Annotated in this window: 20 protein-coding genes; 11 read left to right on the top strand and 9 right to left on the bottom strand. The window is 59.4% G+C overall.

Annotated elements, in window-relative coordinates:
• The first annotated feature begins 228 nt into the window (after positions 1-228).
• Positions 229-1,716 carry a PhoPQ-activated pathogenicity-related family protein gene (locus tag PSUM_RS10840; protein ID WP_231989894.1) on the top strand — a complete coding sequence of 496 codons (1,488 nt, stop codon included), beginning with the start codon at positions 229-231 and terminating at the stop codon, positions 1,714-1,716.
• On the opposite strand, the gene PSUM_RS10835 is transcribed toward PSUM_RS10840, so the two are convergent.
• From PSUM_RS10835 to kdgD, 5 genes are all read right to left on the bottom strand, one after another.
• Positions 1,713-2,654, bottom strand: a complete 942-nt coding sequence (locus PSUM_RS10835) for an AEC family transporter (protein ID WP_083348225.1) — start codon at positions 2,652-2,654, stop codon at positions 1,713-1,715. The genes PSUM_RS10840 and PSUM_RS10835 overlap by 4 nt on opposite strands.
• Positions 2,655-2,811: 157 nt before the next feature.
• Positions 2,812-4,365, bottom strand: coding sequence for a galactarate dehydratase (gene garD / locus PSUM_RS10830; protein ID WP_083348224.1), 1,554 nt, complete (start codon positions 4,363-4,365; stop codon positions 2,812-2,814).
• 11 nt (positions 4,366-4,376) lie between these two features.
• On the bottom strand, positions 4,377-5,747 hold the full coding sequence (locus PSUM_RS10825; protein WP_020796619.1) for an MFS transporter: 1,371 nt from the start codon (positions 5,745-5,747) through the stop codon (positions 4,377-4,379).
• A 165-nt stretch (positions 5,748-5,912) separates the two neighbouring features.
• Positions 5,913-7,352, bottom strand: a complete 1,440-nt coding sequence (locus PSUM_RS10820) for an aldehyde dehydrogenase family protein (RefSeq protein WP_083348223.1) — start codon at positions 7,350-7,352, stop codon at positions 5,913-5,915.
• Positions 7,353-7,411: 59 nt separating this feature from the next.
• Positions 7,412-8,323: a 5-dehydro-4-deoxyglucarate dehydratase gene (gene kdgD, locus PSUM_RS10815; RefSeq protein WP_083348222.1), complete on the bottom strand. Its 912-nt coding sequence runs from the start codon at positions 8,321-8,323 to the stop codon at positions 7,412-7,414.
• 407 nt (positions 8,324-8,730) lie between these two features.
• Between kdgD and PSUM_RS10810 the strand changes: the two genes are divergently transcribed.
• Positions 8,731-9,090, top strand: coding sequence for a hypothetical protein (locus PSUM_RS10810; protein ID WP_042955293.1), 360 nt, complete (start codon positions 8,731-8,733; stop codon positions 9,088-9,090).
• Positions 9,091-9,105: 15 nt separating this feature from the next.
• Here the strand turns inward: PSUM_RS10810 and PSUM_RS10805 are convergent, their stop codons facing one another.
• From PSUM_RS10805 to PSUM_RS10790, 4 genes are all read right to left on the bottom strand, one after another.
• Complete coding sequence (locus PSUM_RS10805; RefSeq protein ID WP_042955306.1) at positions 9,106-9,855, bottom strand: FadR/GntR family transcriptional regulator; 750 nt, start codon at positions 9,853-9,855, stop codon at positions 9,106-9,108.
• An 87-nt stretch (positions 9,856-9,942) separates the two neighbouring features.
• On the bottom strand, positions 9,943-11,670 hold the full coding sequence (locus PSUM_RS10800; RefSeq protein WP_020796614.1) for an ABC transporter ATP-binding protein/permease: 1,728 nt from the start codon (positions 11,668-11,670) through the stop codon (positions 9,943-9,945).
• Positions 11,671-11,767: 97 nt separating this feature from the next.
• Positions 11,768-12,328, bottom strand: a complete 561-nt coding sequence (locus tag PSUM_RS10795) for a response regulator transcription factor (protein ID WP_083348221.1) — start codon at positions 12,326-12,328, stop codon at positions 11,768-11,770.
• Entirely contained in the window at positions 12,321-13,583 is a 1,263-nt protein-coding gene (locus tag PSUM_RS10790) for an ATP-binding protein (protein ID WP_020796613.1), read from the bottom strand. The genes PSUM_RS10795 and PSUM_RS10790 overlap by 8 nt, the downstream gene beginning before the upstream one ends.
• 300 nt (positions 13,584-13,883) lie before the next feature.
• On the opposite strand from PSUM_RS10790, the gene PSUM_RS10785 reads away from it, so the two are divergent.
• From PSUM_RS10785 to PSUM_RS10745, 9 genes are all read left to right on the top strand, one after another.
• A complete protein-coding gene (locus PSUM_RS10785) occupies positions 13,884-14,600 on the top strand; it encodes an SIMPL domain-containing protein (protein ID WP_020796612.1) in 717 nt (238 codons plus the stop codon).
• Positions 14,601-15,163: 563 nt separating this feature from the next.
• Positions 15,164-16,789 carry an ABC transporter substrate-binding protein gene (locus PSUM_RS10780; protein ID WP_020796611.1) on the top strand — a complete coding sequence of 542 codons (1,626 nt, stop codon included), beginning with the start codon at positions 15,164-15,166 and terminating at the stop codon, positions 16,787-16,789.
• A gap of 305 nt (positions 16,790-17,094) precedes the next feature.
• The gene (locus PSUM_RS10775; protein WP_020796610.1) at positions 17,095-18,696 is read left to right on the top strand and encodes an ABC transporter substrate-binding protein; all 1,602 of its coding nucleotides are present in this window, start codon (positions 17,095-17,097) and stop codon (positions 18,694-18,696) included.
• Positions 18,697-18,870: 174 nt separating this feature from the next.
• Positions 18,871-20,304, top strand: coding sequence for an OprD family porin (locus PSUM_RS10770; protein WP_020796609.1), 1,434 nt, complete (start codon positions 18,871-18,873; stop codon positions 20,302-20,304).
• Between the two features lie 77 nt (positions 20,305-20,381).
• Positions 20,382-21,977 carry an ABC transporter substrate-binding protein gene (locus tag PSUM_RS10765; RefSeq protein WP_083348220.1) on the top strand — a complete coding sequence of 532 codons (1,596 nt, stop codon included), beginning with the start codon at positions 20,382-20,384 and terminating at the stop codon, positions 21,975-21,977.
• A 72-nt stretch (positions 21,978-22,049) separates the two neighbouring features.
• Positions 22,050-23,060, top strand: a complete 1,011-nt coding sequence (locus tag PSUM_RS10760) for an ABC transporter permease subunit (RefSeq protein WP_020796606.1) — start codon at positions 22,050-22,052, stop codon at positions 23,058-23,060.
• A gap of 11 nt (positions 23,061-23,071) precedes the next feature.
• Positions 23,072-23,998, top strand: coding sequence for an ABC transporter permease subunit (locus tag PSUM_RS10755; RefSeq protein ID WP_020796605.1), 927 nt, complete (start codon positions 23,072-23,074; stop codon positions 23,996-23,998).
• 10 nt (positions 23,999-24,008) lie between these two features.
• Positions 24,009-24,977: an ABC transporter ATP-binding protein gene (locus PSUM_RS10750; protein ID WP_020796604.1), complete on the top strand. Its 969-nt coding sequence runs from the start codon at positions 24,009-24,011 to the stop codon at positions 24,975-24,977.
• Complete coding sequence (locus PSUM_RS10745) at positions 24,977-25,957, top strand: peptide ABC transporter ATP-binding protein (protein WP_020796603.1); 981 nt, start codon at positions 24,977-24,979, stop codon at positions 25,955-25,957. The genes PSUM_RS10750 and PSUM_RS10745 overlap by 1 nt, the downstream gene beginning before the upstream one ends.
• Positions 25,958-25,997: the final 40 nt, after the last annotated feature.

Genomic DNA, 25,997 nt, shown 5'->3' with positions numbered 1-25,997 from the left:
ACTTCGTTCGACGGGAACGTAATTGACTGCGGCGCCCCGTCGAATGTTTTCGACTGCCTGAAATCCGACGGATGCATATTTGCACCGATACTTTCCAAATATAAATATCTCGAAAAATAACACGCCCGAAAAACCTTTCCATATCGATAATACAAAGACAATCTTCTCCCATCGCAAAAAAACCGTCACAACAATTCCTAAACAACTTGAAACAAGCGAGAAGATTCAATGCGACCCGCCTTTTTTGCCACGGTCCAGAACATACTGATAACCCTTGCACTGGCAAGCCCCGCTGCACATGCCGAAACCTTGGTAGACAGGTGCTCAGTACCAATCCAAGATTTCAGCGAAGTGCTAAATTGCTATAAAAACCAGGAAGCGTCAAAGCCATTACTCTACGCTGCAAAAGGCACCCAACTCTTTCCGGGCGTAGAAAAGCGCAGCTTTGAGCTTTCGGCTCAGCAGTGGTCACCCGAAGGGCTAGTCAGTCCGAAACAATGGAAACATAGTGTCGATATTTATATCCCGCACAATGCCAACCTTGAGCAAGCAATATTGGTAGCGAATAACGGCACCAATATACCCGCTGGAAACAAGATCGAAACTGAACCTACGGATTTCACTCAATCCATGGCCCTGGAAGTTGCACGTAGAACTCGGACAATCGTCATCTCTCTCAGTAATATCCCCAATCAATATCTCACTTACGCCGACGACGGGATTGCCCGTACAGAAGACTCAAGCGTCGCCCATAGCTGGAAGTTATTTCTCGAAAATCCCGAAGCGCGCCCCTACATGTCCGTTCATTTGCCGATGATGGCTTCCATGGTCAAGGCGATGGACCTTGCCCAGAAAGAACTCAAACCTTGGAAAGTCGAACGATTCATCGCCAGTGGCTTGTCGAAACGCGCTTGGGTGGCCTGGCTCACCGCTATTGCGGATGAGCGCGTCAACGCGGTCGTACCCTTTGTCATTGATATTCTCGGCTCAGACAAAGTGTTCGAACATACCTTTCAAACCTTTGGAAAAAACTGGCCGCTGGCATTCTATGACTATCACCGTGAAGAGGTGATCCAGAGGCGGCACAGCGAAAACTTCCAGAAACTGATGACCATCGAGGACCCCTTGGCTTATCTGGACAGCGCCTATGCCGAGCGGCTGTCAATTGCGAAGTACATCGTCAACGCCAGTAGTGATGACTTTTTCGTTCCAGATAACACAGACTTCTATTTCGACCGTCTGCCCGGGCCGAAAAGCCTACGGGTCGCTCCCAATTCCAGCCACGGCGGGATTCGGCAATTCGTTGAAAGCTCGCTTATTACCGTAGTCAACCGATGGCAGCAAAATCGCCCGCTACCCTCCATGACGACTAGCACAACAACCCACGGCACCGGCAAATCCGTTTCGTTGCAGTTCAGCGAGCCGCCTGCCCAGGTGACTCAGTGGACCGCCGTGAATCCGACGGCGCGAGACTTCCGGGATGCTTGCGCAATTCGCTATCAGCCCCTGCATATCACCCCTTCCACCCCGTTGCAGGCACAGGTGCATATGGAAACACCCGAGCAGGGCTGGGCTGCGACATTTCTAGAGGCGACCTTCGCCGATGGTTTTGTCGTCACCACACCGGTGCAAATCATGCCTGAGCACTACCCGACCGCTGCCCCTCCAGAGAACGGGCCCACGTGTAAAACCCTACCCGACCTGGCCAAGCGCTAAATCCAGCCCCCCCACTGCAACAAAAAGATCCCGACATTGGTGGTCACCGCCGCCATCAGCGTGGTGAGCACAATGATCGCCGCCGCCAGTTCATGATTGCCATTCGCTGCCCGGGCCATGACGAAACTGGCGGCGGCGGTCGGGCTGCCGAAGTACAGGAACAGAATCCCCAACTCCGCACCGCGAAAGCCCCAGAGCCACGCGCCCACGGTCGCCAGGATTGGCAGGCCGAGCATCTTCAACAGACTTGAACTGAGCGCCATCGAGCCACTTTTTCGCATCGCCGCCAGTGACAGCGTGCCGCCGATGCAAATCAACGCCAACGGCAAGGTGGTTTGCGCCAGATACTGGCCGGACGTCTCCAGCCATCCCGGCAAGCTGATCTTGAAGTAAGCAAAGGGCGCGGCCGCAATCACGCTGATGATCAGCGGGTTACTGATCACGCTTTTGCAGATGCTCCATGGATCGGACTTGATTACCGGGCTGTACACCGCCAGCACAATGGTCGAGAGGGTGTTGTAGAACAGAATCACCAGCGCCGCCAGGATCGCCCCGAGGGATATCCCGTAGTCGCCGTACATGCTCGCGGCCAGTGCCAGGCCGATCACCCCGTTGTTACCGCGAAAAGCGCCCTGGGTGTAGATCCCCCGGTCTTCACGCGGGCACCTGAAGATCGCCCAGCCCCAGGCGATGGCAAAGCACACCAGGGTCGCGAGGGAGAAGTAGATCAGCAGGGCCGGTTGCAATGCGGCGTGCAAGTCGGCGTGCAGGATGCCCAGAAACAGCAGTGCCGGCATGGTGACGTTGAACACCAGGGACGAGGCGGTGTGAATGAAGTTGTCGTTGATCCAGTCGATGCGCTTGAGCAACACCCCCAGAAACAGCATGGCGAACACCGGTGCGGTGATGTTCAGGGTTTCGAGGAAAATTGCCAGCATGCCGGGGAGGACCTTGAGGTGGGCGTCGTTAGGAGGCTAATGATAAGCCACTGAGGACTCCGGCGCCTGCTAGATCGCCTTCGCGAGCAGGCTCGCTCCCACTGGAATTCATTCCACTGTGGGAGCGAGCCTGCTCGCGAAGAACGATAATGCGGTCTCAGGTAATCGGCGCCGGGTTGAACAACGTGATGTCGTTATGCAGCTTGTGCTTTTCAGCCCACGTCTGCTGCTTGCCACTGGCTACATCCAGGTAGTAGTGGAACAACTCCCAGCCAAGTTCCTCGATGGATGCGCGCCCGGTGGCAATACGCCCGGCGTCGATGTCGATCAGATCCGGCCAGCGCTGCGCCAGTTCGGTCCGGGTCGATACCTTCACCACCGGCGCCATGGCCAACCCGTAAGGCGTGCCGCGGCCCGTGGTAAACACGTGCAGGTTCATGCCCGCCGCCAACTGCAACGTGCCGCAGACAAAGTCACTGGCCGGGGTCGCGCAGAAAATCAGGCCTTTTTCCTTGAACCGTTCGCCTGGGCCGAGCACACCCGTGATGGCGCTGCTACCGGACTTGACGATCGAACCCAGGGACTTCTCGACAATGTTCGACAAACCGCCCTTCTTGTTGCCCGGCGTGGTGTTGGCGCTACGGTCCGCTTCGCCCTTGGCCAGGTAACGGTCGTACCAGTCCATTTCCCATACCAGCTCCTGGGCAACTTCTTTGGTTTGCGCACGGGAGGTCAGCAGGTAGATCGCATCGCGCACTTCGGTGACTTCGGAAAACATCACCGTCGCACCCGCACGCAACAACAGGTCCGAGGCATAGCCCAGCGCCGGGTTGGCGGTAATCCCGGAAAACGCGTCGCTGCCGCCACACTGCATGCCCAGGATCAGCTCGGACGCGGGCACGGTTTCCCGGCGACGTTGATCGAGCTTCTTCAAACGGGTTTCAGCCAGCTCCATGATCTGCTCGATCATCTCGGTAAAACCGTGACTGGAATCCTGCAGGCGATACAACCACGGCTCGCTCAGATCCACCGAGGCATCGCCCTCGTGCATCACCTGCCCGGCCTGCAATTTTTCACAACCCAGGCTGATCACCAGCGCTTCGCCACCCAGGTTCGGGTTGCGCGCCAGGTTACGCACAGTGCGAATCGGGATGTCGGCGTCGGTGGCGGTGATCGCCACGCCACAGCCATAGCTGTGGGTCAGCGCCACCACGTCATCGACGTGCGGGTACTTGGGCAGAAGCTCTTCCTTGATGCGCTTGACCGCGTGATCCAGCACGCCGGTGACGCATTGCACCGTAGTGGTGATACCCAGAATGTTGCGCGTGCCGACGGTGCCGTCGGCGTTGCGATAACCCTCGAAGGTGAAGCCTTCAAGCGGTGCCTGCGCGGCCGGCACCTCGGTGGACAGCGGCAGGCTGTCCAGCGGCGGCGCGGTCGGCATGCGCAATTGATCTTCCTTGACCCAACTGCCACGGGGAATCGGCTGCAGGGCGTAGCCGATGACCTGCCCGTAACGAATCACCTGGCCACCCTCGGGAATGTCCTCCAGGGTGACCTTGTGGCTCTGTGGCACGAAGTCGACGGTGACCAGGCCATCGGAAAACTCGGTGCCGGCCGGCACCCCCTGGTCATTGACCACGATCACCACGTTGTCTCGCTCGTGCAGGCGGATGTAGCGCGGCGAATCGGAATGTTCAATCAACTGCATGACGCCGCTCCTCAGGAATGCGCTTGAGACAATTTACCGGATGCTTCAGGACCGTTGACCGGCGGTTCCTTGAGCACCACACGCTTGATCGGACCGACGATCACCAGGTAGCTGAACACCGCGACCAGTGCGTTGCAACCGACAAACACCAGCGCCCATTTGAACGAACCAGTGGAACTGATGATGTAGCCAATGACGATCGGCGTGGTGATGGACGCCAGGTTGCCGAAGGTGTTGAACAGGCCACCGCTAAGACCGGCGATCTGCTTCGGTGAAGTATCGGACACCACCGCCCAACCCAAGGCACCCACGCCTTTGCCGAAGAATGCCAGCGCCATGAAGCCCACGACCATCCACTCAACGTCCACGTAGTTGCACGCGACGATGCTGCTGGAGACCAGCAGGCCGGCGATGATCGGCGCCTTGCGGGCGAAGGTCAGGGAATGGCCTTTGCGCAGCAGGTAATCGGAAATCACCCCGCCGAGCACACCGCCGATGAAGCCGCAGATCGCCGGCAACGAGGCGATGAAACCGGCCTTGAGGATGGTCATGCCGCGCTCTTGAACCAGGTACACCGGGAACCAGGTCAGGAAGAAGTAAGTGATGCCGTTGATGCAGTATTGGCCGAGGTATACGCCCAACATCATGCGATTGGTCAGCAACTGGCGGATGTAGTCCCACTTCGGACCGTCGCCCTTCTTGCCCTTGCCTTTGTCCTGGTCCATGTCAACCATGCCGCCGTTGTCGGCGATGTGCTGGAACTCGGCGTCGTTGATCATCGGGTGCTGGCGCGGGCTGTGGATAACCTTCAGCCAGATGCCCGAGAAAATGATGCCGATCACGCCCATGACGATGAACACGTGCTGCCAGCCGAAGCTGTAGACGATCCAGCCCATCAGCGGTGCGAACAACACCGTGGCAAAGTATTGCGCCGAGTTGAAGATCGCTGAAGCGGTGCCACGTTCAGCGGTCGGGAACCAGGCCGCGACGATTCGTGCGTTGCCGGGGAAGGATGGCGCTTCGGCCAGACCGACGAGAAAGCGAAGCATGAACAGCGCAACCACCGCCGTGGACATGCCGAACTCGCCGACATAACCCTGTAACACGGTGAACAGCGACCAGGTGAAGATGCTCAGTGCATAGATTTTTTTCGAACCGAAACGGTCCAGCAGCCAGCCACCGGGAATTTGCCCGGCCACGTAGGCCCAACCGAATGCGGAGAAGATATAGCCGAGGGTGACTGCGTCAATGCCCAGGTCTTTTTGCAGGCTGGAGCCGGCGATGGCAATGGTGGCGCGGTCGGCGTAGTTGATCGTGGTCACCAGAAACAGCATGAGCAGGATCAAATAGCGGACGTGAGTCGGCTTCTTGGTCGATTGCATGTAGATGTACTCCCACTGATTATTTTTATGCGGGTAATAACGTTGCAGCCTGTAGGAACGGCCGGTCGACGCTCGATTGCTGGCGATCGCGTCGCCGCGGTGTAAATGACACCCCGCGGTGCCTGCATCGCCAGCAAGCCGGCTCCTACAAGGTATTGCGGTGTATCAGGAGCCGACGTAGGCCGTTTTTACGACCGTGTAGAACTCTTGCGCATAGCGACCTTGCTCACGTGATCCATAGGATGAACCTTTACGCCCGCCGAACGGAACGTGGTAATCCACGCCAGCGGTCGGCAGGTTGACCATCACCATCCCGGCCTGGGAGTGGCGCTTGAAGTGGTTGGCATACTTCAAGGAAGTGGTGGCGATGCCCGCCGACAGACCGAACTCGGTGTCGTTGGCCATGGCCAGTGCGGCTTCGTAATCGGCTACGCGAACGATGTTGGCCACCGGGCCGAAGATCTCTTCGCGGCTGATGCGCATCGAGGCTTGGCTGTCGGCAAACAGTGTTGGCGCGAGAAAGTAGCCTTCGGTGTCGCAGGTCACCAGGCCACCGCCACTGACCAGGCGCGCACCTTCGGACTGGCCGATGTCGATGTATTTCATGTCCTGTTCAAGCTGCGCTTGCGACACCACCGGACCGATGTCGATGCCGGCTTTCAATGCGTGACCCACCTTGATCGATTTCATGCGCTCAGCCATGGCTTCGACGAACTGGTCGTGGATCCCGGCGGTGACGATGAAGCGACTCGATGCCGTGCAACGCTGGCCGGTGGAGTAGAACGCGCTCTGTACCGACAGCTCGACCGCTTGCTTGAGGTCGGCGTCGTCGAGAATGATCTGCGGGTTCTTGCCACCCATTTCCAGCTGCACCTTGGCCTGGCGCGACACGCAATTCACGGCGATCTGACGACCGACACCCACGGAACCGGTGAAGCTGATGCCGTCGACTTTCGGGCTGTTGACCAGTGCATCGCCAACCACACGACCGCTGCCCATCACCAGGTTGAAGACACCGGACGGGAAGCCTGCGCGGGAGATGATTTCCGCAAGCGCCCAGGCGCAGCCCGGCACCAGATCAGCCGGTTTCAACACCACGCAGTTGCCGTAGGCCAGGGCCGGAGCGATTTTCCAGGCGGGGATCGCTATCGGGAAATTCCACGGTGTGATCAGGCCGACCACACCCAGGGCTTCGCGGGTGACTTCAACATTGACGCCCGGACGCACCGACGGCAGGTAGTCGCCGGACAGGCGCAGGCATTCACCGGCGAAGAACTTGAATATGTTGCCGGCGCGGGTCACTTCGCCGATGGCTTCGGGCAGGGTCTTGCCCTCTTCCCTGGCCAGCAGGGTGCCGAGTTCTTCGCGGCGGGCGAGGATCTCGTTACCGACTTTATCCAGGGAATCGTGACGGGCCTGAATGCCCGAAACCGACCACGCCGGGAATGCGGCACGGGCGGCGTCGATGGCGGCGTGGACCTGAGCCAGATCAGCCTTGGCGTAATCGCCGATGGCGTCGCTCAGTTCGGACGGGTTGATGTTGACCGAGTAATCGGCACCGGCGACCCATTCACCGTTGATGTAGTTGTCGTAGCGCTTTGTCACGAGTCGTTCTCCTCACGCAAAAAGCCGCTGATCGCTCAGCGGCTTCGGTTTGATCATTGTTATTGCGCGCCCTGCTTGTCGATCAGCGCGGCGAGCATTTCGTACTCTTCGCCGGTCAGATCGGTCAGCGGCGCACGCACTGGGCCCGCGTCATAACCGGCAATCTTGGCCCCGGCCTTGACGATGCTCACCGCGTAACCGGCTTTGCGGTTACGGATGTCCAGGTACGGCAGGAAGAAGTCGTCGATGATCTTGCCGACGGTGGCGTGATCTTCAAGGGCGATGGCGTGGTAGAAATCCATCGCGGTTTTCGGGATGAAGTTGAACACCGCCGAGGAGTACACCGGTACGCCCAGCGCCTTATAGGCTGCGGCGTAGACTTCGGCGGTCGGCAGACCACCCAGGTAGCTGAAACGATCACCGAGGCGGCGACGGATCGACACCATCAACTCGATATCACCGAGGCCATCCTTGTAGCCGATCAGGTTCGGGCAACGCTCGGCCAGACGTTCCAACAGCGGCGCGTTCAGGCGGCAGACGTTACGGTTGTAGACCACCACGCCAATATTGACCGACTTGCACACGGCTTCAACGTGAGCGGCAACGCCGTCCTGGCTGGCTTCGGTCAGATAGTGCGGCAGCAGCAGCAGGCCTTTGGCCCCCAGACGCTCGGCTTCCTGGGCGTATTCGATGGCCTGGCGGGTCGAACCGCCGACACCGGCGAGGATCGGCACGCTGGTGGCGCAGGTGTCGACGGCCGTCTTGATGATTTCCGAGTATTCGCTGGCCGCCAGGGAGAAGAACTCACCGGTGCCGCCCGCGGCGAACAAAGCCGAGGCGCCGTACGGGGCCAGCCACTCCAGGCGCTTGATATAGCCAGCGCGGTTGAAATCGCCCTGGGCATTGAAATCGGTGACCGGGAAAGACAGCAGACCGGAAGAGAGGATGGACTTCAGTTCTTGTGGATTCATTATTCGAACACCCTGGGTAGCGACGTTGTGTGAAAAACCGTTCAGCCTGCGCTGAAGTTGTAGGTCATCGTACAACTTAAAATACAATCGTCAACTGCATTTCATCGCCAGTGCAAATCCTGTGGGCAAGGGAACCACTGTACGCCACTGAAAACACCTTGAATCACGGGGCTTTCAGGCGCTTTAAGAAAAAATGGATGTGGATTATTTATAAGCCGCTCGTGTGGCACGAGGTCATACGTTGTCGTAATCCCTCTCTCGACAACTGAAAGAATCGAGGAAGCTGTGGTACGGACGCCATTCGTCGTGACTGATATTTCTAACAGTTACGGTCGAAGCGGCCATGGGAGATAAAACGCTCCACGGCCATCAACCTGTGGCCAGACTCGACCAGAAAGAGGCTCGCCATGACGCATCCAGTCCCCGGTCTTAAAGATCTCGCCACCAATGTCGTACTGCTGTCGAAGCTGAAAGGCGCACTGGCAATCAGCATCCCGAATTCGGCTGATATACAACTGGAGCACAATGTCCGTGCCATTTTGGGGGATGATGCCGAGGAACCGGACTGGACCGGTCCCTACGCCCAGTTCGCACGATGGAATGAGGAGTCCGGAGAGGTGGAAAGAGCGCAGGATTTTAGTACGGACGTATCCAAGGATGCGTTAGGGAAATGGGTGAACAAGTTCGTACAGCTACGCTACCAAAGCTGCAACGAGTCAGGTGATGTGACCAGCTCCTACCCTCTCGAGCTACGCATAGAGCCGTAACTCAAGCCGCCGGTTTCAACCGCGCTGCGCCTCAGCCTCTTCATGGGCATGACGCAACCGCTCGCGGCTGTTGGTCAGGTGCAAGCGCATGGCCGCACGCGCCGCATCGGAGTCCTGGCGGGCGATCGCGTCGTAGATCTCTTCGTGCTCGCGGCTCAGGCGATTCATGTAGTGCTGCTGGTCGTCATGGGCCAGTCGCGCGGAGTTGAGGCGAGTGCGCGGGATAATGCTGGTGCCCAGGTGAGTCATGATGTCGGTGAAGTAGCGGTTGCCGGTCGCCAGGGCAATCTGCAGGTGGAACTGGAAGTCCGAGGCCACGGCATCGCTGGCGTGGGAAACACTTTCATTGAGGGCATCCAGCGCCGCGCGCATCAGCGCCAACTGCTCGGGGCTGCGACGTTGCGCGGCCAGGCCGGCGGACTCCACTTCGAGGCTGATGCGCAGTTCCAGGATGGCCAGCACATCACGCAGGGTGACGACGGTCGCCGGGTCGATGCGAAAACCACTCGGGCTCGGGGTATCAAGCACGAAGGTGCCGATGCCGTGACGGGTTTCCACCTGACCGGCCGCCTGCAAACGGGAAATCGCCTCGCGCACCACCGTGCGGCTGACGCCATGGGCATCCATGATCGCCGACTCTGTGGGCAACTTGTCGCCACGCTTGAGGTGACCATCGCGGATCTGCTCGGACAGCACCGTCACCAGTTCCTGAGCGAGGCTGCGGCGCTTGCGAGGGAGGCGTGGTGAGGCGTTCGGGTTTTCCATGGTGAACATCTGTCTCGACAAATTCGGCTGCTGAAACCGCATCATAGCGCAACGCGGTTGTACGATCACCTACAGGGGGCGCGGTGCTTATGCGGTCACGGTCTGATCCACCAGATGGCCGTTCTCGATACGAACATGCCGTGGGTGGAACCGCTTGAGGCTGCTGCGATGCCCGACGCTGACGATACTCAGCCCTGGCAACTCATCGATCAGCGCCTGATACAGCGACGCTTCGTCTTCTTCATCCATCGCTGAAGTCGCTTCGTCCATGTACAGCCATTGCGGGGCGTAAAGCAACGCACGCGCAAAGGCCAGGCGTTGCTGCTCACCCGGCGACAACATGCGCTGCCAGTGATTGGCTTCGTCGAGGCGCGCCACCAGGTGCGGCAGGCGGCAGGTTTCCAGGACGTGCACGTAGCGCTCATTCGGATAGGTATCGCCGGCCTGTGGATAACTCAGCGCCTCACGCAGTGTGCCGATCGGCAAGTAAGGTTTTTGCGGCAGGAACAGATAGCGCGCCGCTGGCAGGCGAATACTGCCGTGCCCCGCAGGCCACAGGTGCCCCATCGCCCGCAGCAAGGTCGACTTGCCGCTGCCTGAACGACCGCTGAGCATTACGCGCTCACCCTCTTGCACGGTCATGTCGCCATTGGTCAACAGGTGGCGACCGTCAGCCAGGTCGAGGCCGAGGTTGTGCACCTTCAAGGCTGATCCCGAGTTCTGCACGTCGATGGCCGGGGCGCGTTGCTCGTTATCCGTCATCGCCTGACGGAAGCTGAGCAGACGATCGCAGGTGGCGCGCCATGAGGCGAGGCTCTGGTAGGCGGTAATAAACCAGCTGAAGCTGTCCTGGACATTGCCGAACGCCGAACTGATCTGCATCAGCTCGCCCAGTTCGATCTTGCCCGACAGGTAACGCGGCGCGGCAACCATGAAGGGAAAGATGATGGCCGCCTGCTCGTAACCGGACGTGAAGAAGGTCAGGCGCTTGGACACCTTCATGATGTCCCAGAAATTGTGCCAGACCATCGAGAAGCGATGGGTCAAGCGGCGGTTCTCGTTGGGCTCGCCGTTGTACAACGCGATGCTTTCAGCGTTCTCGCGAACCCGTACCATGGAAAAACGCAGGTCGGCTTCGAAGCGTTGCTGGCGGTTATTCAGGCCGATCAACCGGCGACCGATCAAATGCGTCAGCCAGCTACCTACCACCGCGTAGACCAGTACGCACCAGAACATATAGCCGGGAATGGTCACACCGAACACTTCGATGCTCCCCGAAACACCCCAGAGGATGATCGAGAACGACACCAGGCTGACGATATTGCGCAGCAGCCCAACGCCCAGGCTCAAGGTGTCGGAGGTAAAATTGTTGAGGTCTTCGGAAATGCGCTGGTCCGGGTTATCGGTGTAACCGCCCTGCTCCAGTTGGTAATAGTTCTTGTTGCTCAGCCAACGAGCGAAATGTTTTTCGGTGAGCCACGCCCGCCAGCGAATCGTCAGCATCTGTGTCAGGTAGAGCCGGTACACCGCACCGACAATCGCCACCGCGGCAATCGCGCAGAAATACAGGATCAGCCGCCAGAATGCCGCCTCGTCCTTTTGCTGCAAGGCATTGTAGAAATCCTTGTACCAGGTGTTGAACCACACCGAGATCCCCACCCCCATCAACGACAGCGCAATCACTGCGATCAGCAACGTCCAGGCCTTGACCTTTTCTTCACTGCGCCAGTAAGGCGTGATCATCGCCCAGACTTTTCGGAAAAACTGCCCGCGCACAACATCATTGACCGCGGAGTACTCAGCGTTCTGATTCATGGATAAGGCTCGATAAGAAAAAGTACGTGCACGAACCGATCATAGATGATCGGTTCGGTTTGTCGCGAGGAGCGGCCCGCATTCGTTCAGCGCTGGTTCAGCGACGAACCGGGCGCTTCTGCAGTTTGCGCTGCAGCGTGCGGCGGTGCATGCCCAGGGCGCGGGCGGTGGCGGAGATGTTGCCTTCGTGCTCGGCCAACACGCGTTGGATGTGTTCCCACTGCAGGCGGTCCACGGACATCGGGTTTTCCGGCACCAGGCTGTCGAGGTCGGCGTGTTCGGACAACAGCGCGGCCAGCACGTCGTCGGCGTCGGCCGGTTTGCACAGGTAGTTGCAGGCGCCACGCTTGATCGCCTCCACGGCGGTGGCGATGCTCGAATAACCGGTGAGGATCACCACGCGCATTTCCGGGTCCATTTCCAGCAGCTTGGGCAGCAATACCAAACCGGAATCGCCATCCATTTTCAGGTCCAGGGCGGCATAGTCCGGCAGGTCGGCCTGGGCGATGGTCAGCCCCTCTTCAGCGGAACCGGCAGTGCTGACGCGGAAGCCACGGCGGGCCATGGCGCGGGCCATCACCCGGGTAAAGGTCGCGTCGTCGTCGACCAGCAGCAAATGCGGCAGTTCTTCGCCTTCGACTTGGATTTCGTCACTCATGTTGGTCTCCTCGGGCGCCGTGGGGCAGGCGCAGCTCGGTGAGCGTGCCGCCTTCCTCATGACTGTAGAGTTTCACTGAGCCGCCGGCGCGTGTCACGCTGGCCTTGCTCAAAAACAGGCCCAGGCCGAAACCTTTGCCCTTGGTGGTAAAAAATGGCTTGCCGATCTGCTCGGCGATGGCCAGCGGCACACCGGCACCGTGGTCGCGGATGCTGATGGTCAAATCCTCTGCATTCCAGTCCAGGGTAACTTGCAGCCCCTCGGGACAGGCATCCGCCGCGTTGTTGAGCAAATTGAGCAACGCCTGGGTCAGGTCCGGCGGCGGCGCCATGCGCGGCACCGTGCCCTGGCCAAGGCGCTGGAAGCGATAACTGGCTTCCGGGCGCATCAGGTGCCAGCGATTGAGCGCTTCGTCGAGCCAGTCGGTGACGTCCTGCATCTCCACCGCCAGCCGGCGATTGGCTTCCGCCGCTCGAACAAGCTGCTGCAAGGTCTCTTTGCACAACTTGACCTGGTCCTGCAGCACCTTCAGGTCATCCTGCAGCATCGGGTCAGGATGGTCCTGTTGCATCTCCTTGAGCAACACGCTCATGGTTGCCAGCGGTGTACCCAGCTCATGGGCAGCGCCCGCCGCCTGGGTGGCGACTGCCAGCAGTTGCTGGTCGCGCAGGCCTTCTTCCCGGCGGATGGCCCGCAACTCTTCCTGGCGACGCAGCTCTTCGGCCATGCGCGCGGCGAAGAACGTGATGACTGCCGCCGCCAGGGCGAAGCTCAACCACATCCCGTACACCTGCAGGTTTTCCCGGGCGATCGGGAAGGTTTGCAGCGGATAGAAGCGTGCGAGCAGCAAGGTATACAGGGTCAAGGCGATGCCCGACAGAATCACCGAGTAACGCCATGGCAAGGTCACTGCCGCGATGGTCAGCGGCACCAGGTAATAAGAGACGAAGGGGTTGGTCGACCCCCCCGAGAAATACAGTAATGCGCTGTGGATAAACAGATCGCAGGCCAGTTGCACCGCGTATTCGAGCTCGGTGACCGGCCAAGTGGTGCGCAGCCGAATGGCCGTGAAAGCACACAGCAGCATCGAACAGCCGAGCGTCGCGGCCAGTTGGAACCAGGGCAGTGGCAGCAGTTCGAGCCAGTAGGCCAGGCCTACGGAACCGGCTTGAGCGGCCAGGACCAAGGTGCGTATAAACGTCAACCGCCAGAGATTCTGGCGCGTGGCGGAAGTAATTTGGACGGGGGCGAGCATGAGCTCTCCTGATGAGCGCTCCAGGCGGATCGACGGGAGTATAACCAAGCGCGGGGGCTGACAGGCGAAAGTGCGGCAAACGGCCACATGCAGGAGCGAGCACGCTCGCGATGATCGTCAACGATAACGCTGGGAATCTGGCACCCCGCGGTGCTCTCGGGTTCATCGCGAGCATGTTCGCTCCTACAGGGGGTGATGTACACCTGTATAGAAGTTGTAACTGTGCGAACCAGATCATCAACGCTAGAGTCTGATGGGTTCACGCAGGGACACAACCTGCGCACCCACTTAGGAGCCTTCATGCACACATTCCGCCGTAGCGCCGCCCTCCTCGCCCTGAGTGCCGGCACTCTCGCCGCCCTTCCGGCCCTGGCCGCCGACGAGCTTCATTACAACCAGATTTCCCTGCGCGCCGAAGTCAGCCAGGAAGTGGCTCGCGACCTGATGATCGTGACCCTCTACACCGAAGAGCAGAATACCGACCCGGCCAAACTTGCCGCGGACGTCAGCACCACCATGAACAAGGCCCTGGCTCAGGCCAAGCAGGTCAAGGACATCACCCTGCGTCAGGGCAGCCGCAACAGCTACCCGATCTACGACACCAAGGGTCAGAAGATCACTGGCTGGCGCGAACGCGCTGAACTGCGCCTGGAAAGCTCGGACTTCGCCGCACTGTCGAAGCTGACCGGCGAACTCCTCACCGACCTGAAAATGGGCGGCATGGACTTCGCCATCGCCACGCCAACCCGCAAAGCCAGCGAAGACGCCCTGCTCAAGGACGCCGTTAGCGCCTTCAAGGCCCGTGCCCAATTGGCCACCGACGCCCTGGGTGGCAAGGGCTACAAAATCGTCAACCTGAACCTCAACAGCAACGGTTATCCACAACCGTATATGCGCGGGCCGATGATGATGAAAGCCGCCAGCATGGATGCCGCTCCAGTGACGCCGGAAGTGGAAGCCGGCACCAGCCAGGTCAGCATGACGGCCGATGGCTCGATTGAAGTGCTGATGCCTTGATTCGATGACATGAATTACAAAAACGGCGATCACTCAACTGATCGCCGTTTTTTTGCGCCCCCTGCAGGAACTGACGCAGTCTCGGGCGCGTTCGGGCGATCTTTTGATCTTGTTCTATGCTCTCAAGGACATTTCAGTGGCGACCGAAAGATCGCAGCCTGCGGCATCTCCTACAGAGATGTCGTACAAGCCGAAATGAAAAGTTGCACCTTGTACAACTCGCACCTTGCGATCAGTACCCGTGCAACGATAACCACTTCGATTAACCGCCACACACCCCTCAAGGACGGGGTATAAATAGGTAACACCTTGCCCCACCCACGGGCACCCCAAGGCTTCAACGCACCAAAAAAGTGCGCCAGTTGCACTACAAAAAGGCCGCGCAAACGATCAAATGCGTCGAGTTTTATACAATTGCGACATTAAGGTACGTTCGTGCCACTGTTTAAGGCTTGTAGTCGCTCTGGATCTTGCATTGGGTATGGCCCCTGCATAAGTATCCGCAGGCACGACTCACGAGGTCGTCCTCAAAATCAAAAATGACAACAAATCATGAGGCCACCATGCTTAAACACGCGGTCATTCCGTTTTTAGTCGGCGCCAGCCTTTTGGCTAGTGCGCCGTTCGCTCAAGCTGCGACTAACCTGGTGTTCTGCTCCGAAGGGAGCCCGGCCGGTTTCGATCCAGGTCAATACACCACCGGAACCGACTTCGACGCCTCTGCCGAAACCATGTTCAACCGCCTGACCCAGTTCGAGCGCGGCGGCACCGCCGTAATTCCTGGCCTGGCGACCAGCTGGGACGTCTCCGATGACGGCCTGACGTATACCTTCCACCTGCGTGACGGTGTCAAGTTCCACACCACCCCGTATTTCAAGCCGACCCGCGAATTCAACGCCGACGACGTGCTGTTCACCTTTAATCGCATGATTAGCAAGGATGACCCGTTCCGCAAAGCGTACCCTACCGAATTCCCGTACTTCACCGACATGGGGATGGACACCAACATCACCAAGATCGATAAAGTCGACGACAAGACCGTCAAGTTCACCCTCAAGGACGTCGATGCCGCGTTCATCCAGAACATGGCCATGAGCTTCGCCTCGATCCAGTCCGCCGAATACGCCGCCCAGCTACTGAAAGAAGGCAAGGCCGCCGACATCAACCAGAAGCCGGTCGGCACTGGTCCGTTCGTGTTCAAGAGCTACCAGAAAGATTCCAACATCCGCTACACCGGGAACAAGGACTACTGGAAGCCGGACGACGTCAAGATCGACAACCTGATCTTCGCCATCACCACCGACCCGTCGGTACGTATCCAGAAACTGAAGAAAAACGAATGCCAGGTCACCCTGTTCCCTCGTCCAGCCGACCTGAAAGCGCTGCGCGAAGACAAGACCCTGAAGCTGCCTGACCAGGCTGGTTTCAACCTGGGCTACATCGCCTACAACGTGATGGACAAGGTCAAGGGCAGCAATGAGCCAAACCCGTTGGCCCAATTGAAAGTGCGCCAGGCACTGGACATGGCAGTCAACAAGCAACAGATCATCGACTCGGTGTACCAGGGCGCTGGCCAACTGGCCGTCAACGCCATGCCTCCGACCCAGTGGTCCTACGACACCACCATCAAGGATGCGCCGTACAATCCTGAGAAAGCCAAAGAGCTGCTCAAGGAAGCCGGCGTCAAGGACGGCACCGAAATCGTTCTCTGGGCCATGCCGGTACAGCGTCCGTATAACCCGAACGCCAAGCTGATGGCAGAAATGCTGCAGTCCGACTGGGCGAAGATCGGCCTCAAGGTCAAGATCCAGAGCTACGAATGGGGCGAGTACATCAAGCGCTCCAAAGGCGGCGAGAACCAGGCGATGCTGATTGGCTGGAGCGGTGACAATGGTGATCCGGACAACTGGCTGAACGTGCTGTTCGGTTGCGACTCGCTGGAAGGCAACAACTTCTCGAAATGGTGCTACAAGCCGTTTGACGACATCGTCAAGCAAGCCAAGCGCACTTCGGATCAAGGCAAGCGCACCGAACTGTACAAGCAGGCGCAACACATCCTTAAAGACCAGACGCCGATGACACCTATCGCTCACTCGACGGTGTTCCAACCCATGCGCGCCAATGTGCAGGACTTCAAGATCAGCCCGTTTGGCTTGAACTCCTTCTACGGCGTCAGCGTCAGCAAATAAGGTTTGGTAACGGCGACGTCCATGACGTCGCCGTTACTTTGCCGACCGAGAAAGCAGGAAATTACCTACATCCAAATCGCCCACTGACTACAGGCGGGTGCTAGGACGCGTCGTCTTTTCCCACAAGTCTTTCGGACTTTTCGTATTTACTGCCGGACCCACGGTGCCTACCGTCGGGATCTGACCAGCGAATGCGTGGGCCCTCGGTTTTCTTGCTGCACGCCATGACTGGAACCAGTGACCCTCCCCGTCTGCGCACGGGACGAAGGCTCATTGACACAACACTGAACAAGAGAGAGAGCGTCATGCGTCATACCTTGGTTTTATCCGCATTGCTGGGCACTGGCCTGTTGGCCGCCACGTCCATGAGTCAGGCTGCCTCCAACAGCCTGGTGTTCTGTTCCGAAGGCAGTCCCGCCGGTTTCGACACTGCGCAGTACACCACCGCGACCGACAACGACGCCGCCGAACCGCTGTACAACCGCCTGGCAGAGTTTGAAAAAGGCTCAACCAACGTCGTACCCGGCCTGGCCACCAGTTGGGATATTTCCGAAGACGGTCTCACGTACACCTTTCACCTGCGCCCAGAGGTGAAGTTTCATACAACCAAGTACTTCACACCGACCCGCGACTTCAACGCCGATGACGTGCTGTTCACGTTCAATCGCATGCTCGACCCGCAGCAACCTTTCCGTAAGGCTTACCCGACCGAATTCCCCTATTTCAACGGGATGAGCCTGAACAAAAACATCGCCAAGGTCGAAAAGACCGGGCCGCTGACCGTGGTCATGACGCTCAACAGCGTGGACGCCGCGTTCATCCAGAACATCGCCATGAGCTTCGCCGCGATCCTCTCCGCCGAGTACGCCGACAAGCTGCTCGCCGAAGGCAAGCCGAGCGACATCAACCAGAAGCCGATCGGCACCGGGCCGTTCGTGTTCAAGAGTTACCAGAAAGACTCGAACATCCGCTACACCGGTAACAAGCATTACTGGGACCCGAGCCGGGTCAAGCTCGATAACCTGATTTTCGCCATCAACACCGACGCTTCGGTGCGCGTGCAGAAACTCAAGGCCAATGAGTGCCAGATTACCCTGCACCCACGCCCTGCCGACGTCACCGCGCTGAAAAACGACCCCAAGCTGCAATTGATCGAAAAGCCCGGTTTCAACCTCGGCTACATCGCCTACAACGTCCGTCACAAGCCATTCGACCAGCTCGAAGTGCGCCAGGCGCTGGACATGGCGGTGAACAAGCAAGGCATTCTCAATGCCGTTTACCAAGGTGCAGGGCAACTGGCGGTCAACGCCATGCCGCCGACCCAATGGTCCTACGATGAGACGATCAAGGACGCTGCCTATAACCCGGAAAAAGCCAAGGAACTGCTCAAGGCTGCCGGCGTGAAGGAAGGTACCGAAATCACCCTGTGGGCCATGCCCGTACAGCGCCCCTACAACCCCAACGCCAAGCTGATGGCCGAAATGCTCCAGGCTGACTGGGCGAAGATCGGCCTCAAGGTCAAGATCGTCAGCTACGAATGGGGCGAGTACATCAAGCGCACCAAGAATGGCGAGCACGACATCAGCCTGATCGGCTGGACCGGTGACAACGGTGACCCGGACAATTGGCTCGGCACGCTGTACAGCTGCGATGCCATCGGCGGCAACAACTACTCCATGTGGTGTGATCCGGCTTACGACAAGCTAATCAAGCAGGCCAAGGTCGTGACTGACCGCGACCAACGCACCCTGCTCTACAAACAGGCGCAGCAGTACCTCAAGCAGCAGGTACCGATCACGCCGGTCGCACACTCGACGGTCAATCAGCCGTTGAGCGCCAAAATCGAAGGGTTCAAGGTCAGCCCTTTCGGTCGCAACGTTTTCTCGGGTGTCAGCATCGAAAAATAAAACCGTGTAGCTGAAAACGCTTGGGGGCGCATTGCGCCCTCCCGCAAGCGTATTGCCGTAATTCGCCAATTTGGCACCAGGCAAACGTTTGCAACGCGTCAATGAGTTCAAAAGCAAATAGCCGAACCACCAAAAAAGGCCGGCATTAATAATAGAAACCAAGGAGCTTCACCCATGAAACTGAGCAGCACCGCGCTACTGGCCCTGGCCATCAGCAGCATTACCGCCACGGCATACGCTGAAACCCAGAGCCAGGCGTACACCCCGGTGACCGTGAATGAGAAAAGTGCCCAGAGCGAAGCCACCGGCTTTCTCGAAGGCCAGTCGATCACCGGCACCACTCGCAACTGGTACGCCAACGAACAACTGAAGCGGGGCGCCAATTTCGCTTACAAGAAAAATGGTGTTTCAACGCCAACTGACCGCCGTATCAACTGGGTCCAGGGCACGATCCTCAAGTACAACTCGGGCTTCACCGAAGGCACCGTTGGCGTCAGCACTGAAGTGGCGGCCTACAACGCCATCGCCCTGGACCAGGACCGCAAGGACCTGGCGTCCAACAACGGCGGCGCACCGGGCACTCGCCCAGGCGCAGGCAACAACCGTACCCTGACCGAAGAAGGCGGCGACGCCGTTGGCCAGTGGAGCAAGTTGGGCCTGGCGAACGTCAAGGCACGTATTTCCAACACCACCCTGACCGCCGGTCGTCAGAACTTCAGCAGCCCGATGGTCGACGTCATCGGCAACCGTGCGCTGCCTTCGAGCTTCCAGGGTGTGGCGATCCACAGCGAAGAGCTGAACAACCTGGCGTTCGACCTGGCCACCTTCGATCGCAATTCACCGCGTACCGAACAAAGCCAGCGCAAATTCCGCACCGAATACGCCAATGGCATCGTTGAAACCGACCACGTCTACACCGGCGGTATCACCTACACCCCGTTCGCCAGCCTGACCACCAGCCTCTGGGCCACCCAGGCCGAAGACATCTGGAACCAGTACTATTTCGGCGCCACCCACGTACTGGGCGACAGCCAGGTACTGAGCCTGACCACCGGCCTGAACTACTACAAGACCCAGGAAGAAGGTAAGGCGCTGATCGGCGACATCGACAACGACACCTATTCCCTGTCGTTCGGCCTGACCCACCAGGCTCACAGCCTGACCTTCTCGTACCAGGAAGTGAACGGTAACGAGTACTTCGACTACCTGCACGAAACGAACGGCATCTACCTGGCCAACTCCCTGCTGTCGGACTTCAACGGTCCGAACGAGAAGTCGTTCCAGGTTGCCTACGGCTTGAACATGGCCGAATACGGCGTACCAGGCCTGAAGTTCAACATCTACCAGGCGCGCGGCTGGGGCATCGACGGCACCCACTACACCGGCAACAAAGGTGTGGCCGACAAAGGCTACGACGGCATCCAGTCGCAAGACGGCGAACACCATTACGAATACGGCATCGGTGCCACCTACGCTGTACAGAGCGGCCCGTTCAAGGCCACCACTATTCGTGGTACCTACACCGCGCACCGCGCCAGTGAAAACCAGGCTGATGGCAGCATCAACGAGTTCCGTCTGGTGACCACGGTTCCGTTCAACATTCTGTAAATACGCCAACCCGACGGCCGGCTCGTGACCAGTCGGCCGCCAGGTTTTCCAAACCAACCGATTGCAGAGGGTTCTTGATGAAAATGCTTCCCCTACGAGCGGCCATCGCGGCCGCGTTACTGAGTGTCGCTGTTGGCGTATCGGCCAAACCCCTGGTGGTTTGTACCGAAAACAGCCCCGAAGGCTTCGACATGGTCCAGTACACGACTGCAGTCACAGCCGATGCGGTGGCCGAGACCATCTTCAATCGCCTGGCGGACTTCAAGCCTGGCACCACTGATGTGATTCCGGCACTGGCCGAATCCTGGGACATCAGCGAAGACGGCCTGACCTACACCTTCCACCTGCGCCAAGGCGTCAAGTTTCACACCACCGAATACTTCAAGCCCACCCGCGACATGAATGCCGACGACGTGGTCTGGAGCTTCCAGCGTCAGCTGGACCCGAACCACCCGTGGCACAAACTGTCGAGCGTAGGCTTCCCGTACTTTGAAAGCATGGGCTTCAAGGAACTGCTGAAAAACGTCGAGAAGGTCGACGACAACACGGTCAAATTCACCCTGACCCGCCGCGAAGCACCGTTCCTGGCCGACATTGCCATGGCGTTCTCCTCGATCTACTCCGCCGAGTATGCCGACCAACTGCTCAAGGCCGGCAAGACCGGTGAACTGAACAACAAGCCGATCGGCACCGGCCCGTTCGTCTTCCAGCGCTACAACAAGGACGCCCAGGTTCGCTTCAAGGCCAACCCGGACTACTTCCGTGGCAAGGCGCCGGCCGACTCGTTGATCTTCGCCATCGCCACCGACAACAACGTGCGCCTGCAAAAGCTCAAGGCCAACGAATGCCAGGTTGCGCTGTATCCAAAGCCGGATGACATTCCGAGCATCAAGAAAGACGCCAAGCTGAAGGTTGATGAACTGAATGCGATGACCGTCGCGTACATCGCCATCAACACCCAGCACAAATACCTGAGTGACGTGCGCGTACGTAAAGCCATCGACATCGCCTTCGACAAGGAAGCGGCCGTCAACGCGCTGTTTGGCAAAGGCAATGCGACCGCGGCAGTCAACCCGTTTCCGGACACCCTGCTGGGCTACAACCACGACATGAAGAACCCTGTCCGTGACCTGGACAAGGCCCGCGCCCTGCTCAAGGAAGCCGGCGTGCCGGAAGGCACCGTGTTCACGCTGTTCACCCGCAACGGCGGCGGTGCGACCAACCCCAACCCCATGCTCGGCGCGCAGATGATGCAGGCTGACCTGGCCAAGATCGGGATCAAGATCGACATCCGCGTCATGGAGTGGGGCGAAATGCTCAAGCGCGCGAAAAACGGCGAGCACGATATGGTTTCCGCCGGATGGGCGGGCGATAACGGCGACCCGGATAACTTCCTGACGCCTATGCTCAGTTGCGAGGCGGCGAAGAACGGCGAAAACTACGCACGCTGGTGCAATGAAAAATTCCAGGCCCTGATCGACCAGGCCCGTGAAAAAACCGACCCGGCCGAACGTGCAGCACTGTACGAACAGGCTCAGGTTATCTTTAACCAGGACCAGCCATGGATCAGCCTGGCGCACACTAGAATGTTTACCGCAATGCGCAACAACGTAGAGGGCTACCACATTAGCCCCCTCACCACGAATAACTTCGCCACCACCCAGGTGAAGTAGATAAGAAACTCCCGGCATTCCTGACCCAGGCATGCCGGGCACGCCTAACCGGCTGATGAGGTACACCTTACGATGTTTAGTTTTATTGCCCGCCGACTGGGGTTACTGATCCCCACGTTCTTCGGCATCACCCTGCTGACTTTCGCGTTGATTCGCATGATCCCTGGCGACCCTGTGGAAGTCATGATGGGCGAACGCAGAGTCGACCCGGAAATGCACGCTCAGGCAATGGAACGCCTAGGTCTGAACAAACCCCTGTATGCCCAGTACCTGGATTACATCGGCAAACTGGCCCACGGCGATCTCGGGGAATCCCTGCGTACCCGTGAAAGCGTCTGGAACGAGTTCACCTCCCTATTCCCCGCGACCTTGGAACTGTCCATGGCCGCCCTGTTGTTCGCCGGTATCCTGGGCCTGCTGGCCGGGGTGATCGCGGCACTCAAGCGAGGGTCCCTGTTCGACCATGGGGTGATGGGTGTCTCCCTGGCGGGATACTCGATGCCGATCTTCTGGTGGGGCCTGATCCTGATCATGTTCTTCTCGGTCTCCCTGGGCTGGACCCCGGTGTCCGGGCGGATCGACCTGCTCTATGACATCGAGCCGCGAACCGGCTTCATGCTGATCGACACGCTGCTGGCCGATGACGTCGGCGCGTTCTTCGATGCCCTGCACCACCTGATCCTGCCGGCCATCGTGCTCGGCACCATCCCGCTGGCTGTCATCGCGCGGATGACCCGTTCGTCGATGCTCGAAGTGCTGCGTGAAGACTACATCCGTACCGCCAAGGCCAAGGGCCTGTCGCCGTCGCGCGTGGTGTTCGTGCACGGCCTGCGTAACGCGCTGATCCCGGTGCTGACCGTGGTCGGCCTGCAAGTCGGCACCCTGTTGGCCGGTGCGGTCCTGACCGAAACCATCTTCTCCTGGCCGGGCATCGGCAAGTGGCTGATCGAAGCCATTGGCGCCCGGGACTACCCGGTCGTGCAAAACGGCATCCTGTTAATCGCCTGCCTGGTGATTCTGGTCAACTTCGTAGTGGACATCCTCTACGGCTTTGCCAACCCACGCATCCGTCATCAGCGCTGAGGTCAAACCCCATGAGCACTCCAACATCCTCAGTAGCCACCACCACGTCCGCCGTGGATCAAAGCCTGCTGTATCCGTCGCCGTACAAAGAATTCTGGCAAGCGTTTTCCAAGAACAAAGGTGCCGTCGCCGGCCTGATGTTCATGCTGCTGGTGATTTTCTGCGCCATCTTCGCCCCGTGGGTTGCACCCCATGACCCGAGCGAGCAGTACCGCGACTTCCTGCTCACCCCGCCAGCCTGGCTGGAAGGTGGGCAGATCCAGTTCTTGCTGGGTACCGATGAACTGGGCCGCGACCTGCTGTCACGGCTGATCCAGGGTTCGCGCCTGTCGCTGCTGATCGGTTTGTCGTCGGTGGTGATGTCGCTGATCCCGGGGATCCTGCTGGGCCTGTTTGCCGGCTTTTTCCCCAAAGCGGTCGGCCCGACCATCATGCGCCTGATGGACATCATGCTGGCCCTGCCGTCCCTGCTGCTGGCCGTGGCGATCGTCGCCATCCTCGGCCCTGGCCTGATCAACACCGTGATCGCCATCGCCGTGGTGTCCCTGCCGTCCTATGTTCGCCTGACCCGCGCCGCGGTCATGGGCGAGTTGAACCGCGACTACGTGACCGCCGCGCGCCTGGCCGGTGCCGGCCTGCCGCGTCTGATGTTCGTCACCGTGCTGCCCAACTGCATGGCGCCGCTGATCGTTCAGGCGACCTTGAGTTTTTCGTCTGCGATTCTCGATGCCGCCGCCCTGGGCTTCCTCGGCCTTGGCGTACAACCGCCAACCCCTGAGTGGGGCACCATGCTGGCCTCGGCCCGCGACTACATCGAACGCGCCTGGTGGGTCGTCAGCCTGCCTGGCTTGACCATTTTGCTCAGCGTGCTGGCAATCAACTTGATGGGTGACGGCCTGCGCGATGCGCTGGACCCGAAACTCAAGAACGCCGCCTGAGGAGATTCCAATGTCACTGCTAGAAATCAAGAATCTCAACGTTCGCTTCGGCGACAAGAACGCTACGCCCGTGGTCGATGGCCTCGACCTGAAAGTCGACAAGGGCGAAGTGCTGGCCATCGTTGGCGAGTCGGGTTCGGGCAAGTCCGTGACCATGATGGCGCTGATGGGCCTGATCGAGCATCCAGGTATCGTCACCGCCGACTCGCTGAGCTTTGACGGCAAGGACATGCTCAAGCTCAACAATCGCCAGCGTCGTCAAATCGTCGGTAAAGACCTGTCGATGGTCTTCCAGGACCCGATGACCGCGCTGAACCCGAGCTACACCGTCGGTTTCCAGATCGAAGAAGTGCTGCGCCTGCACCTGAAAATGTCCGGCAAGCAAGCGCGCAAACGCGCCATCGAACTGCTGGAAAAAGTCGAAATCCCGGGCGCCGCCAGCCGTATGGACGCCTACCCGCATCAACTGTCGGGTGGCATGAGCCAGCGCGTTGCGATCGCCATGGCGATTGCCGGCGAACCGAAACTGCTGATCGCCGACGAACCGACCACCGCACTGGACGTGACAATCCAGGCGCAGATCATGGACCTGCTGCTGGCGTTGCAGAAAGAGCAGAACATGGGCCTGGTGCTGATCACCCACGACCTCGCGGTCGTGGCTGAAACCGCCCAGCGCGTGTGCGTGATGTACGCCGGCCAAGCGGTCGAAGTCGGCCAGGTGCCGCAACTGTTCGACATCCCGGCCCACCCGTACAGCGAAGCGCTGCTCAAGGCGATCCCAGAACACAGTCTGGGCGCCTCGCGCCTGTCGACCCTGCCGGGCATCGTCCCGGGTCGCTACGACCGTCCGCAAGGCTGCCTGCTCTCGCCGCGCTGCCCGTACGTGCAGGACAACTGCCGCGTGCAGCGTCCAGCCCTTGACCCGAAAAGCAACAGCCTCGCCCGCTGCTTCTACCCGCTGAACCAGGAGGTGGCGTAATGGCCGTCGTTCTTACCGCCCGCGACCTGACCCGTCACTACGAAGTGTCCCGTGGCCTGTTCAAGGGTCACGCCACCGTACGCGCCCTCAACGGTGTGTCGTTCGAGCTGGAAGCCGGCAAGACCCTCGCCGTCGTGGGTGAGTCGGGCTGCGGCAAATCCACCCTGGCCCGGGCCCTGACCCTGATCGAGGAACCGTCCTCCGGGTCCCTGAAAATCGCCGGCCAGGAAGTCGCCGGCGCCGACAAGGCCCAGCGCAAGCAACTGCGCAAAGACGTGCAGATGGTGTTCCAGAGCCCCTACGCGTCGCTGAACCCTCGGCAGAAAATCGGTGATCAACTGGCCGAGCCTTTGCTGATCAACACCAACCTGTCGGCCACCGAGCGTCGCGACAAGGTCCAGGCGATGATGAAACAGGTGGGGTTGCGCCCTGAGCATTACCAGCGTTATCCGCACATGTTCTCCGGCGGTCAGCGCCAGCGGATCGCCCTGGCTCGCGCCATGATGCTGCAACCGAAAGTGCTGGTGGCGGACGAACCGACCTCGGCGCTGGACGTGTCGATCCAGGCGCAGGTGCTGAACCTGTTCATGGATTTGCAGCAAGAGTTCAACACTGCCTACGTGTTCATCTCCCACAACCTGGCGGTGGTGCAACACGTCGCCGATGACGTGATGGTGATGTATCTCGGTCGCCCGGTAGAAATCGGTCCGAAAAACGACATCTACGCGCGTCCCCTGCACCCGTACACCCAGGCCTTGCTGTCGGCCACCCCAACCATTCACCCGGACCCCAGCAAGCCTAAGATCAAGATCGTCGGCGAGTTGCCCAACCCGTTGAACCCGCCGCCCGGCTGCGCCTTCCACAAGCGCTGCCCGTATGCGACTGAGCGTTGCAAAACCGAAGAGCCAGCCCTGCGCCCTCTCGATAATCGTCAGGTGGCTTGCCACTACGCCGAGCAGTTCGTGCACGGCGCGGCATAAAAATGTGGGAGCGGGCTTGCTCGCGAAAAGCGGTCTATCA

The organism is Pseudomonas umsongensis (genome assembly GCF_002236105.1).
In the GTDB taxonomy this organism is placed as follows: Bacteria; Pseudomonadota; Gammaproteobacteria; order Pseudomonadales; family Pseudomonadaceae; genus Aquipseudomonas; species Aquipseudomonas umsongensis.
This window is presented reverse-complemented; position numbering and strand designations above follow the sequence as displayed.

Coding starts and splice junctions, on each gene's coding strand:
- PSUM_RS10810 (WP_042955293.1), top strand. CDS start 8,731: ATGACGCATCCAGTCCCCGGTCTTAAAGATCTCGCCACCAATGTCGTA.
- PSUM_RS10795 (WP_083348221.1), bottom strand. CDS start 12,328: ATGAGTGACGAAATCCAAGTCGAAGGCGAAGAACTGCCGCATTTGCTG.
- PSUM_RS10805 (WP_042955306.1), bottom strand. CDS start 9,855: ATGGAAAACCCGAACGCCTCACCACGCCTCCCTCGCAAGCGCCGCAGC.
- PSUM_RS10750 (WP_020796604.1), top strand. CDS start 24,009: ATGTCACTGCTAGAAATCAAGAATCTCAACGTTCGCTTCGGCGACAAG.
- PSUM_RS10790 (WP_020796613.1), bottom strand. CDS start 13,583: ATGCTCGCCCCCGTCCAAATTACTTCCGCCACGCGCCAGAATCTCTGG.
- PSUM_RS10760 (WP_020796606.1), top strand. CDS start 22,050: ATGTTTAGTTTTATTGCCCGCCGACTGGGGTTACTGATCCCCACGTTC.
- PSUM_RS10745 (WP_020796603.1), top strand. CDS start 24,977: ATGGCCGTCGTTCTTACCGCCCGCGACCTGACCCGTCACTACGAAGTG.
- PSUM_RS10775 (WP_020796610.1), top strand. CDS start 17,095: ATGCGTCATACCTTGGTTTTATCCGCATTGCTGGGCACTGGCCTGTTG.
- PSUM_RS10765 (WP_083348220.1), top strand. CDS start 20,382: ATGAAAATGCTTCCCCTACGAGCGGCCATCGCGGCCGCGTTACTGAGT.
- garD (WP_083348224.1), bottom strand. CDS start 4,365: ATGCAGTTGATTGAACATTCCGATTCGCCGCGCTACATCCGCCTGCAC.
- PSUM_RS10780 (WP_020796611.1), top strand. CDS start 15,164: ATGCTTAAACACGCGGTCATTCCGTTTTTAGTCGGCGCCAGCCTTTTG.
- PSUM_RS10785 (WP_020796612.1), top strand. CDS start 13,884: ATGCACACATTCCGCCGTAGCGCCGCCCTCCTCGCCCTGAGTGCCGGC.
- PSUM_RS10840 (WP_231989894.1), top strand. CDS start 229: ATGCGACCCGCCTTTTTTGCCACGGTCCAGAACATACTGATAACCCTT.
- kdgD (WP_083348222.1), bottom strand. CDS start 8,323: ATGAATCCACAAGAACTGAAGTCCATCCTCTCTTCCGGTCTGCTGTCT.
- PSUM_RS10825 (WP_020796619.1), bottom strand. CDS start 5,747: ATGCAATCGACCAAGAAGCCGACTCACGTCCGCTATTTGATCCTGCTC.
- PSUM_RS10770 (WP_020796609.1), top strand. CDS start 18,871: ATGAAACTGAGCAGCACCGCGCTACTGGCCCTGGCCATCAGCAGCATT.
- PSUM_RS10835 (WP_083348225.1), bottom strand. CDS start 2,654: ATGCTGGCAATTTTCCTCGAAACCCTGAACATCACCGCACCGGTGTTC.
- PSUM_RS10800 (WP_020796614.1), bottom strand. CDS start 11,670: ATGAATCAGAACGCTGAGTACTCCGCGGTCAATGATGTTGTGCGCGGG.
- PSUM_RS10755 (WP_020796605.1), top strand. CDS start 23,072: ATGAGCACTCCAACATCCTCAGTAGCCACCACCACGTCCGCCGTGGAT.